The organism is Actinoallomurus purpureus, from assembly GCF_024055795.1.
Classification (GTDB): Bacteria; Actinomycetota; Actinomycetes; order Streptosporangiales; family Streptosporangiaceae; genus Actinoallomurus; species Actinoallomurus purpureus.
In genome coordinates this window covers 842,565-855,126 of record NZ_JAMXMY010000001.1, presented here as the reverse complement: position 1 = coordinate 855,126, position 12,562 = coordinate 842,565, and the positions used below count along the sequence as shown (strand labels likewise).

Here is a 12,562-nt window from a genome sequence, read left to right as displayed (position 1 = left end):
GGTCCGCCGATAGGGCCAGACTTCTCCAATAGGTAGATGCCAGGATGCCGGTAAGTGCGGTGACCTCTGGATAGAGCGCTGCGTGAAGAATCGAGCTTTCGCGGTTTACCCGCCAATCGGGGCTAAGTAGTCGGTTGAATCGTTCGGTTCGCGCGTTTTGGAATCGGCCTTGGGCTACCCATCGCAGGTGAATTATCCATGCCTCGGAGCAGGCGAGGGCGACGGCTGGGCGTCCCAGCCGGCCGATGAGCCGATGGTGGTGAGGCCACTTTAGTGAGACGGGGGCCAAGTTCGGCGAGACGGGACATACACCGTTCTGGGACATTCGACCTATAAATGTCGATACCGGACAGAATCCAACTTCTGTCCGGTATCGGATGTGGTGTCGAGGACCAGGCCCTGAAGGGGAGGGTACGTCCCATTGGGGCGAGGGCGTCCACATGGAACAGGCTCAGTGTTTGGCAAACATTTCGAAATCGTTGAAACCATCAAAGCATATGTACTCGTATTTCTCATTGAACAGGTCGTGCCAGTTGTTGTTGGTGTCCTGCGCCGAAATTGTGGTGCGCAGCGCATGGTCGATGTCCAGGAGAGTCCGCGGCGTCATGGCGCGGCAGCATGCCGGCCGGCGGTGACATCTTCCTGTGGCCGAGCCCCTCTTCGCGGAGCCTCTCCCAGATGCTCGATAATAAGCATTATGTCAAGTAAAGTGTCTGATATTGTATCAGATGCAATCCCTCGCCTGCCCCGCCGGGCCGCCCTCGAATCCCCTCTGCCGCTGGCCTGAGCTGGGAAGAGTGCCGCTTTAGATGTCGCCGACAGCTTCCGACCGAGCTGGTGGCATCACTTCTGTCATATCGCTTGACCTGCGTCTGCTTGCGATGCTTGCATCTGACGGTCGAATCATGCATCAGATCGGGTCGCTGTGATGTTCCTGCTGCTCTATGCTCAGCCGCTGGTCCGCATCGCCCGGCTCGAGGTGGATGCCATCACCGAGAGCGCAGAGGGCATGTTCGTCAGGCTCGGCGAGGATCTCGCCCCAGTCCCGGAGCCCTTCGCCGCCATGCTCCGCATGCACCTAGCCAGGCGGCCTAACCTCCGTACCGCCTCCGGCGGCCGCAGCTCGTGGCTCTTCCCTAGCACCCGGGCTGGCCAGCATCTTCACTCACAGACGCTCATGGGTCGGATCCGGGACATGGGCATCGAATTGCAGGCCGCTCGGAACGCCGCGCTCCGAGAGCTCGTTCGCGAGATTCCGGCGCCGATCGCCGCACGCATGCTCGGCTACAGCGATCAGGTCACCCACAAGCACGCTGAAGCCGCCGCGGTGCCGTGGGCTGCCTACGCCCATGCCCTCCTTGAGAGCCAAGCTTGATGGTCGAAGGACTGCCCCACTCCTCACTGCAGGTGACTCACCGAAGCGATATCCAGGACCACCTGATCTTGAAGCGTCGTGATCGCACAGGGCGGGATGCCTTCGAGCAACTGCGGCGCCAGTGCCTGGTCGCCGGCCAAAGACCGCAGCAGGTCCACGGTCACGCCGCCATGAGTACAGACGGCGACGACCCCAAGCTCCACCGGAACATCTCGGAGGAAGGAGCGGAACCGCTCACCGGCCTGCCACGACGTGTCGCCGGCCTGAGGCACGAAATGCCGATCACGGGCCGAGGCGGCCCACTCAATCAAGAAGTCCTCGAACGATTGTGAACCGTCCCAGTTCATCCGCTTCCGCAACCGCGGGTCCTCGCGGACCGGAGCGCTGATCACCGACGCGATCGCATCGGCAGTCTCACGAGCTCGCCGCATCGGGCTGCTGAACACCGCAATGACCCCCGCCCGGCCCAGCCAAACGGCGGTACGGTCGGCCTGCCAGCGGCCAAGATCAGTCAATCCTGGGTCACCAGGCAGCCGCTCCTTCTCGCCATGCTGCACCACATAGAAGATCGTCACAGTACGCAGGATCCCCCGTCGGCCTCAGGCCAGGCATCCGAATTGGGTGCGGCTCCTTTGCAGGGACCTCCTCATCTGCGTGGACGTGCGGTTTCGTGGTCGGCGTCCGATCGTTGTGTCCCGCTGACGAGTGCACTGGAAATTCAGCCAGATGGGTGTCGCCGTTGCTGGCTTCACCGTCGCGGCCTCGCGGCGCGCGCTTGACAGTGACATCACCCCTGGCTCACCGGACGTCTCCTCCTCACAGGCCCTCTTCGCGGAAGGGTCATTTCCTGGAAGGATTCATCCCGGACAGACGATGGTGTTCTTCTGAAGTAAGGATGCGCTGATGGATCCATTGCTGGCGGGCGATCCGCGCCAGGTGGGGCAGTACCGCCTGCTGGGTCGGCTGGGCGGCGGCGGGATGGGCCAGGTATTCCTGGGACGCTCCCGTGGTGGCCGACCGGTGGCGGTGAAGCTGGTGCGCCCGGAACTGGCCGACGACGCGCGTTTTCGTGAGCGGTTCGCCGCCGAGGTCGCCGCAGCTCGCAAGGTGGGCGGTTTCTACACCGCCCAGGTGGTCGACGCTGACCCGCAGGCGGACCCGCCGTGGCTGGTCACCGCCTACGTCCCCGGCCCCTCATTGGACCAGGCCGTCACTGCGCACGGGCCGCTGCCGTCGGAGACGATCGGCGTGCTGGGGGCCGGGCTGGCCGAAGGCCTGGCCGCCATCCACGCATGCGGCCTGGTCCACCGCGACCTCAAACCCGCCAACGTCATCCTGGCCGAGGACGGGCCCCGGGTCATCGACTTCGGTATCGCCCGCGCTCTGGACGCCTCCCACCACACCCGGTCGATCATGGGCACCCCGCCCTTCATGTCCCCCGAACAGACCCGTGGGCTGGAGATCGGCCCGGCCAGCGACGTGTTCGCCCTCGGATCAGTCCTGGTCTACGCGGCCACCGGCCACGGCCCATTCGGCGCAGGCCCCTACGAGCCGCTCATCTACAGGATCCGCCACGACCCGCCCGACCTCACCGACCTGCCCGCCCACCTCACCGGCCTGATCACAGCCTGTCTGGCCAAGAACCCCGACAGTCGGCCCAGCCTGAACGCCGTCCTCGACCAGCTCGCCGACTCCGCCGAACCCGGGGCCACGAGCTGGCTGCCCGACTCGGTCACCATCATGGTCGCCGAATACGGCGGCGGCCTCCACACCCCTGCGCTGGGCACGGCCGCACCGCCGCCCGAGGCTCCGCCCTCTGGCACCCGGCCCACGCAGCCGACCACCACCACGACACAAATAAAGACGTGGGCAGGTGCCGGCCTGGCCCTGGCCGTTTTCGGAGGCCTCCCGGCCGCCTACGCCGCGTGGGGCCTCAACACCCACTGGGCCCATACGGGCGGCTGCGTAGTTCAAACCGCCGGCGATTGGACCAAAGAGCCGTGCTGGCTGCCACAGCCGTTCGGCCGACACTACAAGGTGCTCCTACGCATCAGCGGGACCTCCGACACCAGCCAGTGCAATCCCGGAACCGTCCCCGCCTGGCAGAACGGCGACGTCGCCCATGCGACCGAGGGGACCTCCGGCGGCTGGCGTCCGCTGGTGCTGTGTCTGCGCCCCGAATAGCTCGGGTGTAGCTCCCTTTGCAGGGATGAGCTGAGGTGGGGATATGCCAGGTCGGTCTGGCACGCTGGGCAGACCGTCGCCATGAATCCGCAGGATGACACACGAGCAGGGGAACAAGATCGACCGGCGTGTCCTCCCCGGCCCGCATCCGGGCTCGCCACAAACGATCAGTCGCCGACCGCGAAATCGCACGTCCATGCAGATGAAGGGGTCCCTGCAAAGGAGCCGCACCCATCCGAATTCCCGCAGGAGATCGAACAGCGACACCTGGTTCGGGCGCCCAGAGGGCCGCCCGGCTCTGAGCCAGGAATATCGGCAGATCGAATATTGGAGCTCACCAGTAATGCTCTTCGGGTGACGTCTGGGTGGTCCCCTGTGTCCCGTCTCAGCTGAGCTGACGCAGTCTCAATCGATCTGGCATTCGGTCTCAGTAGACCTGACACAAGATCGCTGTCCGTCTCACTGCAGTTGGCGAATTCTCACTGAGTCGCGTTCAGTTTGGCGTTTTCTCGGCGATCGGCCTCGTAGGTTCGTCCGGTGCTAGTGCCGTGTCCAGGATCGTTGGTCGTGTAATAGGGCGTTGTGAGAGCCGGACGGCACCTCCCCGGTGCCGGACCGGCCCGGCGTGACCCAAGACGACGCCCCCATCACGGCGCCATCGCAGGGTCCATTGGCCGGCCGCGGCCCGCCCCACCACCCGGTGGGGAGTCGCTCGACCGAAAGGCGAGGATCAACCAACACGGTCTTTACACGACCAACGTTGGTTGACGCGGCACTAGCTTGCCAGCGGACGAATTGGAGGCTCATCCATGGACGAGTTCAGGTTCGAGCAGGACCTGGTGCGAGCGCTGCTGCGGGAACAGCATCCGGATCTCGCAGACCTCGAACTCCGAGATGTCGCCGGTGGTTGGGACAACCAGCAGTGGCGCCTCGGGGCGGAACTGGCCGTGCGCTTGCCGCGCACCGAGCGCGCCCCGGCCCTGCTGCGCACCGAGCAGAAGTGGCTGCCCGTTCTGGCTGAGCGCCTGCCGTTGCCGACGCCTACCCCGGTGCGCATCGGCAAACCTTCGGACCTGTTCGAGCACATCTGGACGATCACGCGCTGGGTTGAGGGCGAGCCGGCGGACTACGCGCCGATCACCTGCGCTGACGCGGCCGAGACCCTCGCGGGTTTTCTTAAGGCCCTGCATCAGCAGGCACCCGCGGAAGCCCCAGCCAACCCCACGCGCGGCATCCCGCTGGCCGGGATGCAGGACGAGTTCAACAGCTCGTTGGAGGTCATAGCCGACGACGCGAGCGCTGATGCCGCCCGAGAGACCTGGGAGGAGGCCGTCGCGGCGCCCGCGTGGCACGGGGCGCCGACTTGGCTGCACGGCGATCTGCATCCCGCGAACGTGGTCGTGCAGGAAGGGACGCTCTCCGGAGTGATCGACTTCGGCGAGATGTGCGCAGGCGATCCCGCGACCGACCTGTCAGCCGCCTGGATCCTGCTGCCCGCGGGCACGGCGAGCCGGTTCTTCGGCACCTACGAGGACGCGGACGAGGCCACCATCGCGCGGGCTCGCGGCTGGGCCGTCCTGCGCGCCCTGCACCTGATCAGCATCGGACGCAACGGCAGGCTCGGTCTCGCCGGGGGCAAACCGACCTGGGAACCGGCAGGCCGAGCTGCGCTCGAACGCGCCTTGGCCATGAACTGACCGCGCGGACTCCGTTAATCGTGCCTCCTACGCGAGACTTCGCCCTGCTGACAAAACATGCCAGTTCATACGTCGCCAAGGCGTCACCTGTCCCCCTTGGCCGAGACGGTGTTCGGCCCGCGGATGCTTCGCGATCCGGGCCTGTCGGCGTTGTACCTGGCCGTGGCGCAGGTCCGTTGTGCGCGGGCTCGGCGCGCTGGACACCGATCTGCTGATGTCCCTGGCCGGGGATCGACTCACGCTTCCTGACTCCGTGGCCGGCGGGGTTCGCGCGGCTCTTCGAGGAGGAGCCGGCCGTCGTACGGCGGGTCTCCCCCGCGTGGTGCGCCGTGATCTGGCGGCGGCGCACGCGTCCGGCCCGCTGCCTCGCGCCCTGCGGGGCACTGCCATCGGGGATGAGGGGGTGGAGCCGTTGATGAGCGCTTCGGCCGGGTGGGCGGCTACGGCGACCCGTTCGGCGGGCAGGTCGGGGAAACGCGCGCGTTGCGGTTCGATCGCGTCGGTGATGCCGGGCGCCTCGGTGTCGGTGGCGCGGTGGACGGCGGTCAGTTCGGCGTTTCGCAGGGCGGCGTCGTCGAAGGCGTAGGCGAGCGCGGCCAGGGACCATCGGCCCGGAATGGCCCGCCATCGGCTCTCTTCGGAGGGCGGGTGGGTCAGGAGATCAGGCATGTCAGATGCTGGATGGGCCGTCTCGGGTCATGGTCGGGTGGAGGGGCTGGCGTGTGGGACTCCCCTCCCCCGGCTCGCCGTATGGCGTGGTGTGCGGCGCCTGGGTTCCCGTGGTCGCCGAGCCATGCGCGGAAGGCGTGGCCGGGTCGGCGCGGCATCGGGGTCGAGGGCCGCCGCCGTGGTGCGGTGCGCGGGTTGGCCGATGCCGGTGCGGGAACTGTCGGGTTGTGGTGTCGTGGCCGGCGTGGGGCCGGTCTCCGCGGAGTGACAGGGTCCTTGGTCCCTGATGCAGGGGGCGTGCCGCCCTGTCGCGCGGTGGGGATCGTGCCTAGGGTGAGCGTCGCGCGGGATGGGAAGCGAGGCGGATATGACCGTCAGGGTGTTCTTGCTGGATGATCATGAGGTGGTCCGGCGGGGGGTGGCGGCGTTGCTGTCCTCCGAGTCCGACATCGAGATCGTCGGTGAGGCCGGCAGTGCCGAGCAGGCGCTGGCGCGTATTCCGGCGGCGCGCCCGGACGTGGCGGTGCTGGACGTGCGGTTGCCCGATGGTGACGGTGTCAGTGTGTGCCGGGAGATCCGTTCGCGGATGCCGGAGGTGGCGTGCCTGATGCTGACGTCGTTCTCCGATGAGGAGGCGTTGTTCGACGCGGTGATGGCGGGTGCGGCGGGATATGTGCTCAAGCAGATCCACGGGTCGGATCTGGTGAGCGCGGTGCGGACGGTGGCCTCCGGGCAGTCGCTGCTGGATCCGCGCAGTACCGCGCAGATGCTGCAGCGGCTGCGGGAGCGTCAGACCCGTAAGGATCCGCTGGCGGCCCTGTCGGCGCAGGAGCGTCAGATCCTGGAGCTCATCGGTGAGGGCCTGACGAACCGGCAGATCGGCGAGCGCCTGTTCCTGGCGGAGAAGACGGTGAAGAACTACGTGTCGAATCTGTTCGCCAAGCTCGACATGCGCCGGCGTACGCAGGCGGCCGCGTTCGTGGCCCAGCTGAAGGCGTCGGAGGGCCGCGGGTCCCGTGCCGAATGAGGTCGTGCGGGACTCCGGTGGGTTGGAGGTCCTCGGGCGGGAGGAGTGTTTCGCGCTGCTGGGCGCGGCCCCGATCGGCCGGATCGTGTTCACCGACCGGGCGCTGCCGGCGGTGCAGCCGGTGAACTTCGCGCTCAGCGGCGGTGACATCATCATTCGCACCGTGCAGGGGTCCAAGGTGGCCGCGGCCACGCGTGACGCCGTCGTCGGGTTCGAGGTCGATGATTTCGACCCGGTGTCGGGCGCTGGTTGGTCCGTCGTGGTGACCGGGCAGGCGCGCGTGGTGTCGGGGGATGGTGAGCTGGCGCGGTTGCGTGCCTTGGCGTTGCGGGTGTGGGCGCCCGGTGACCGGGGCCGCTACCTGGCGATCACTCCTGAGCTGGTGTCGGGGCGGCGGTTCCCGGCGCGGACCGGGTCGGTGGCCTGAGGTCCGGTCCCCCGGGCCGCCGGGCCGGGGATTCGGTCTGTCTGTAAGGCTCGTGACATCAGCCGCAAACGACGGCGTTCTCCCTGGTCAAGGGCATGCTCGTTGAGTAGATCTCCAGGGAGGTGCGGCTGGCGTGGCCTGAGTAGGGCTGGATGAGTGCGTCGTCGATGCCTTGGGTCTTGAGCCAGGTGAACAGGAAATGCCGAAGCTTGTGAGGAGGCATGTTGTGGTCCAGGCCGGCCTTGGCGGCGTATCGGGAGAGCATCGCGCGGACGCCGCGGGTGGAGTTCGGCTTCTTCCAGGAGGATTCGAACAGGAAGACCGCGCCCTTGTCCCGGGTGGCGGCCAGGTGCAGGGCGAGGGTCTCCTTGAACGCGGCGGGGAAGGGCACGTATCGGTCTTTGTCGCCTTTGCGTTGGGTGATCGGATCCGGCAGGCGTCCAGGTCGACGTCCTCGATGCGATCTTCACCAGCTCGGCGACCCGCACTCCGGTATAGAGCAGGGTCTTGATCGGCCCTCGCTTCCCAGTCAGCAAGGTCAGCTCTTCACCGACCAGGGTCCAGTGCTCGGTCAGCTCGTCTTCGTCGACGGTGCGCGCCACGGGTTCGCTCTCTACGCTGGGGGGCGGACAAGCGGCCTTGGAAGGCCGCGTACGGCACGACATGCAGAAAGTGCCGACAAGAACCAGTGGCGGCACTTCGATCCCCCGAAGACGGGTCAATCCTGGGCGTAGGCACATCACTACGTCCCGGAAACCCGCGAAATGCCGATGCCCGATAGAAACTCGGCACTTCGCTACAGCCCTCGCGACCCTCACCCCACGGCGTTCACATAGCGAGAGCGCATAGGGCTGATCGTTGGGTGTCTCAGGTCGTTGCGTCACGACCCCTTCGGTGAGTCTCGTTGCAGCGCTGGGATGAGGATGGCGGCGACGGTGAGGTGGATCAGGGCCAGCGTGGTCTTGGTGCCGGTGCTGGCTCCGGCGAGGAGGATCGGCGCGAAGGACAGCAGAAGTATCGAGATGGCGAGCGCGCTCCAGATGATGGTGGCCCGCCGGGTGTAATGCTCCAGCAGGGCAAGCGCACACCAGCCGAGCGAAGAGATCACGAGAGTGAAGCCGAGGATGAGGGGAACACCGATGACCTGTGGCCCCTGTCCGTTGTGCTGATCGGCTCTCAGATCGGCTCCCAGCGTGCGGGCGATGAGCCAGAGCAGGCTGGTGGCGAGCCCCGCGCCACCGACGGCGGCGGCTCTGAAACTCCGGCGCCGAGCGCTGGAGGTGGTGGCCCGGGACAGCTGGTGGATCGAGGTCATGACGGCTTCTCTCTCGTCGTTATCGGGGGATGGCCACACGGGTCGCTGGCGTGCGCACGGAAGGGGGCCATGCACGAGTCCTGTGCTCAGGGGATGATGGTGATCTTGCCGTGGGTCTGGCCTGCCTCGCTCTTGCGGTGGACGAGCGCGAGGTCGGCAAGCGGGTGGGATTCGCTGACATCGACGATGAGCGCGCCCGTGTCGATGAGCTCGACGATCTCGGTCAGTTGTTTGAGGTCGTTGCGGGCGACAAAGTGGACGGCGGTGACCTGCGCATCGGCGGGCGTCTCGACTGGCGTGGCGATCGAGACGATGACGCCGCCAGGCCGGACCAACAGAACAAGCTCCGCGGCTGCCTCGGGGCTGATCGCGGCGAGGTTGATGACGGCGTCGACCCTGCCGTCCAGCGCGTCAGCGATGGGTGTGCGGGTGTAGTCGATGATCTGGTCGGCGCCGTAGGTGCGGACTGCCGCGGCGCTGCGGCCACTTGCCGTGGCGACCACCGTTGCTCCGGTGTGCTTGGCGAGCTGAACGGCGAACAGGCCGACGCCTCCGCCCGCGCCGTTGATCAGGACACGCTGTCCCACGGTGAGATGGGCATGCTCGTGTATCGCCTGCCAGGCGGTGAGCGCGGCGACCGGGATCGCAGCGGCGTCAGCCAGCGAGATGGTGGCGGGCGCCTTGACCAGGGCGTCGGCGGGGGTGGCGACATACTCGGCCGCAGCCCCGCCATAGTCGAGGCGGCCGACCACCCGGTCGCCCACGGTGAACGCGCCGACGTCGCTCCCGACCTGCGTGATCGTGCCGGAGACATCGAAGCCGAGGGTGTAGGGCAGGTCTACCGGCAGTACCGCCTGCAAGAACCCGGAACGGAGCGCGGCGTCGGAGGGGTTATAGGAGGCCGCGGCGACTCGGATCAGTACCTCGTCCGGCTCGGGCACCGGCCGCGGCACCTCCTCATGACGGATGACGCCGGCATCGCCGTACTCGTGGATGCGTGCAGCCTTCATGGTGTCACCGAAAGCGCCGGCGTGGTCGGTCACCCACGTACGGAACGTGCGCGCCGGCGCGCCGGTGACCTCTTCCACCGTGGACGTGGCCAGCCTCGCTTCGGTCACCATCTCCGCCTGGGCACCGAGGATGCCGTCCACGGCCGCGGGCGGCCAGCCCCGGGCGAGCATCTGCTGCCGCGCGGTCTCCGGCGAGACCTCGGCCCAGCGCACTGGGCGGCCGATCACCTCTCCGATGATGTGCACCTGCTCGGCCTGGGTCAGTGATTCAGGGCCGGTCAGCTCATAGATCGCGCCGGCGTGACCGTGGCCGGTGAGCGCGTGCACTGCGACGGCTGCGATGTCCCGCTCGTGCAGCGGGGACATGGCGGCCGCCCCGTACGGCGCGCGCACGACGCCCTCGACGCGGATCTGCCCGGCCCACCTGAGAGTGTTGGCCGCGAAGACGTGTGGTCGCAGGAACGTCCACTCCAGCCCGGACCCCTCGATCAACTGCTCGACCTGCTGCTCGTGCTCACGCACGGCCGCCGACGACAGGTAAACCACGCGGCGGGCGTGCTCGGCGACTACATCCAGGACCGCCGTAACGCCCTCCGCCGTAGCAAAAGGCCAGACCAGGAACACCACCCCGACTCCGGCCAGGGACGCATGCAGGGTGTCCGGCTCGGACAGATCACCGCCCATGACCTGGACGCCGGCCGGCAGGCGCGCCGCTTCGGGGTCGCGGGCTAGCGCCCGAACCTCGGCTCCTGCGTCCGCCAACGCAGCTACGACCTGCCGGCCGACCGTGCCGGTCGCCCCAGTAACCAGAACCTTGCGTAGCCGTGCCATCAACGGTTCCTCTTCCAGGTCGCCCTCGGCCCCCGGACTCACGACCGGAGGATTGATCAGCTCGCGATCAACCGTACGAGGACAGCAGGAGACTTCGTATGCGTAGAAATCTGCGATTTATACGCGACCGTCTTCACAGGATGTCAGCGATAGACTTCGCCTGTGGATGTGCTCAGCGATGTGATCGCCATCATGCGCACCGGACACCCCCGTTCAGCGCGCGTTCAATGGCACGCCCCCTGGGGACAGCGCTTCCCCGCCGCCCTCGGCTCCGCGGGCTTTCAGGTGATCCTCCAGGGAACATGCTGGCTCACCCCGCCCGCCGGCGGCGCACCCATCACGCTGAGCGCCGGCGACATCGTGTTCTTTCCCCACGGGCACGGATACGGTCTGGCCGACAGCCCCGCCACCCCGCTGGCCGAACCCGACTGCGACCCGCTCGAAGAAGCCGAACTCTACGCCTCAGCGTCCATCGGCCAACCCCTGCACGGCACCCCCACCATGACACTCTGCGGCGGATACCAACTCGACCCGACCCGCGCCCATCCGCTGCTGGACGACCTGCCCGACATGGTTCACCTGCCCGCCCGCCTCGGGCACCGCGCCGAACTCCGCGCCGCCGTCGACCTGCTCGGCAGCGAACTCGACCATCCCCGCCTCGGCACCGACACCATCGTGCCCGCCCTGCTCGACATGCTGCTCCTCTACATCCTGCGAGCCTGGTTCGACGAGCAACCCGAGCAGGGCACCGTCACCGGCTGGGCCGCGGCACTGGCCGACCCGGCGATAAGCGCCGCGCTGCACGCCATTCACCGCGACCCCGCACACCACTGGACGGTCCAGACACTGGCCGCACACGCGAGACTGTCCCGCGCTGCCTTCTCCAAGCGGTTCACCGCCATGATCGGCCAACCACCCCTCACCTACCTGACCTGGTGGCGGATGACCACCGCGGCACGGCTGCTCCACGAATCCGACGCCCCACTCAGCGAGGTGGCCGCCCACATCGGCTACACCTCAGAGTTCGCCTTCGCCAACGCCTTCAAACGGGAGTACGGCACCGCACCCGGCAGATACCGCCGACACAACCAAGCGGGCGCCCGGAACGAAGAACAGAACTCGGCGTAACCACGCCCCAGCCAGCGGCCCGGCTCCAGAACACCGCCACCACCAGCTCGGCAGAGGGTTACCTGGGAGAACACCACCGTTTGTACTCCGTGGCAGCTTGCTCACCGGCGTTAGGGCTCCCCCAACGACCGCCACCGACCGCGCCTACCCAAGACGAACTCACAGCTGGCGGCAGTAGCAGCCTTACCGGACGGCGGAAAAATGATCTCCCTTAAGCGTGGAACCTCTGCGGCTTCGTCTCGAGATCCTCGCAGGTTCACGGACCTTCGTCGGTAGCCTCAGCTCAACGAGCATGCCCTTGACCAGGGAAAACGCCGTCGTTTGCGGCTGGTGTCACGAGCCTTACAGACAGGCCGATTCCCGGAGTGCCGTGCGGCCTCCGCGGGCGGGGGGCCGCACGGCGCCGGTCAGGGCCGGTCGTGGGTGACGTCGGCGGCCGGGTGCCGTACGGTCGCGGGGGTGCCGTCGGCGTGGCCCAGGCGCAGGATCAGCCGGGGGGTGGTCGCCGCCGCAGAAGCGGGCGCGGACGAGTTCCCGTAGTTCGGGCAGTTCCAGGGCCTGGGTGTGGAATGCGGCCGAGACGCCGTCTTCGGCGGCGCGCAGCAGAATCCGTTGCAGTGCCTGGCCGGCGCGCAGGCGGTCCGCGCGTCCGTCACCGCGGGTCATCACGACGGCGGTCACGCCGGGGGTCGTGCCGGGGCCGCCCGGGTGTTCGGTGACTGGCAGGCCCCAGCCTTGGCCGCGGGCGAAGTGACGGTCGTGTCGCGCACGCCGAACGACCAGGGCTGGGCGTTGTGCACCGGCGGTGCCCAGACGGCGGCGTCGACCAGGTGCCGGGCGATGTCGTCGGGCAGGGCGGTGGTGGTGTCCATGATGGGTCCTCGTTTCGGGCGGGGCCG

Annotated in this window: 13 protein-coding genes; 6 read left to right on the top strand and 7 right to left on the bottom strand. The window is 67.7% G+C overall.

Annotated elements, in window-relative coordinates; genetic code table 11:
* Positions 1-451: 451 nt before the first annotated feature.
* Entirely contained in the window at positions 452-607 is a 156-nt protein-coding gene (locus NE236_RS04025; protein ID WP_252840401.1) for a hypothetical protein, read from the bottom strand.
* A gap of 321 nt (positions 608-928) precedes the next feature.
* Here NE236_RS04025 and NE236_RS04020 point away from each other — a divergent pair, with 321 nt between their 5' ends.
* Positions 929-1,375, top strand: a complete 447-nt coding sequence (locus NE236_RS04020) for a hypothetical protein (protein ID WP_252840400.1) — start codon at positions 929-931, stop codon at positions 1,373-1,375.
* A gap of 23 nt (positions 1,376-1,398) precedes the next feature.
* On the opposite strand, the gene NE236_RS04015 is transcribed toward NE236_RS04020, so the two are convergent.
* A complete protein-coding gene (locus tag NE236_RS04015; RefSeq protein ID WP_252840399.1) occupies positions 1,399-1,950 on the bottom strand; it encodes a histidine phosphatase family protein in 552 nt (183 codons plus the stop codon).
* 328 nt (positions 1,951-2,278) lie between these two features.
* On the opposite strand from NE236_RS04015, the gene NE236_RS04010 reads away from it, so the two are divergent.
* The 4 genes from NE236_RS04010 (at position 2,279) to NE236_RS03995 (ending at position 7,379) form a co-directional block, all read left to right on the top strand.
* On the top strand, positions 2,279-3,559 hold the full coding sequence (locus NE236_RS04010; protein WP_252840398.1) for a serine/threonine-protein kinase: 1,281 nt from the start codon (positions 2,279-2,281) through the stop codon (positions 3,557-3,559).
* Between the two features lie 809 nt (positions 3,560-4,368).
* Positions 4,369-5,256 (top strand): aminoglycoside phosphotransferase family protein, encoded by an 888-nt coding sequence (locus NE236_RS04005; protein ID WP_252840397.1) that lies wholly within the window; start codon positions 4,369-4,371, stop codon positions 5,254-5,256.
* A 1,018-nt stretch (positions 5,257-6,274) separates the two neighbouring features.
* On the top strand, positions 6,275-6,952 hold the full coding sequence (locus tag NE236_RS04000; RefSeq protein WP_252840396.1) for a response regulator: 678 nt from the start codon (positions 6,275-6,277) through the stop codon (positions 6,950-6,952).
* Positions 6,942-7,379, top strand: a complete 438-nt coding sequence (locus NE236_RS03995) for a pyridoxamine 5'-phosphate oxidase family protein (protein WP_252840395.1) — start codon at positions 6,942-6,944, stop codon at positions 7,377-7,379. Before NE236_RS04000 ends, NE236_RS03995 begins: the two co-directional genes overlap by 11 nt.
* Before the next feature lie 58 nt (positions 7,380-7,437).
* On the opposite strand, the gene NE236_RS03990 is transcribed toward NE236_RS03995, so the two are convergent.
* The 3 genes from NE236_RS03990 to NE236_RS44300 form a co-directional block, all read right to left on the bottom strand.
* Positions 7,438-7,803 carry a tyrosine-type recombinase/integrase gene (locus tag NE236_RS03990; RefSeq protein ID WP_308209044.1) on the bottom strand — a complete coding sequence of 122 codons (366 nt, stop codon included), beginning with the start codon at positions 7,801-7,803 and terminating at the stop codon, positions 7,438-7,440.
* A gap of 456 nt (positions 7,804-8,259) precedes the next feature.
* On the bottom strand, positions 8,260-8,694 hold the full coding sequence (locus tag NE236_RS03985) for a DUF6069 family protein (protein WP_252840393.1): 435 nt from the start codon (positions 8,692-8,694) through the stop codon (positions 8,260-8,262).
* A gap of 86 nt (positions 8,695-8,780) precedes the next feature.
* Complete coding sequence (locus tag NE236_RS44300) at positions 8,781-10,535, bottom strand: zinc-binding dehydrogenase (RefSeq protein ID WP_308209043.1); 1,755 nt, start codon at positions 10,533-10,535, stop codon at positions 8,781-8,783.
* 162 nt (positions 10,536-10,697) lie between these two features.
* Here NE236_RS44300 and NE236_RS03970 point away from each other — a divergent pair, with 162 nt between their 5' ends.
* A complete protein-coding gene (locus tag NE236_RS03970; RefSeq protein ID WP_252840392.1) occupies positions 10,698-11,663 on the top strand; it encodes an AraC family transcriptional regulator in 966 nt (321 codons plus the stop codon).
* A 407-nt stretch (positions 11,664-12,070) separates the two neighbouring features.
* Here NE236_RS03970 and NE236_RS03965 read toward each other — a convergent pair whose 3' ends face one another.
* Positions 12,071-12,319, bottom strand: a complete 249-nt coding sequence (locus tag NE236_RS03965) for a hypothetical protein (RefSeq protein WP_252840391.1) — start codon at positions 12,317-12,319, stop codon at positions 12,071-12,073.
* A 21-nt stretch (positions 12,320-12,340) separates the two neighbouring features.
* The gene (locus NE236_RS03960) at positions 12,341-12,535 is read right to left on the bottom strand and encodes a nitroreductase family protein (protein WP_252840390.1); all 195 of its coding nucleotides are present in this window, start codon (positions 12,533-12,535) and stop codon (positions 12,341-12,343) included.
* Between the last annotated feature and the right edge of the window lie 27 nt (positions 12,536-12,562).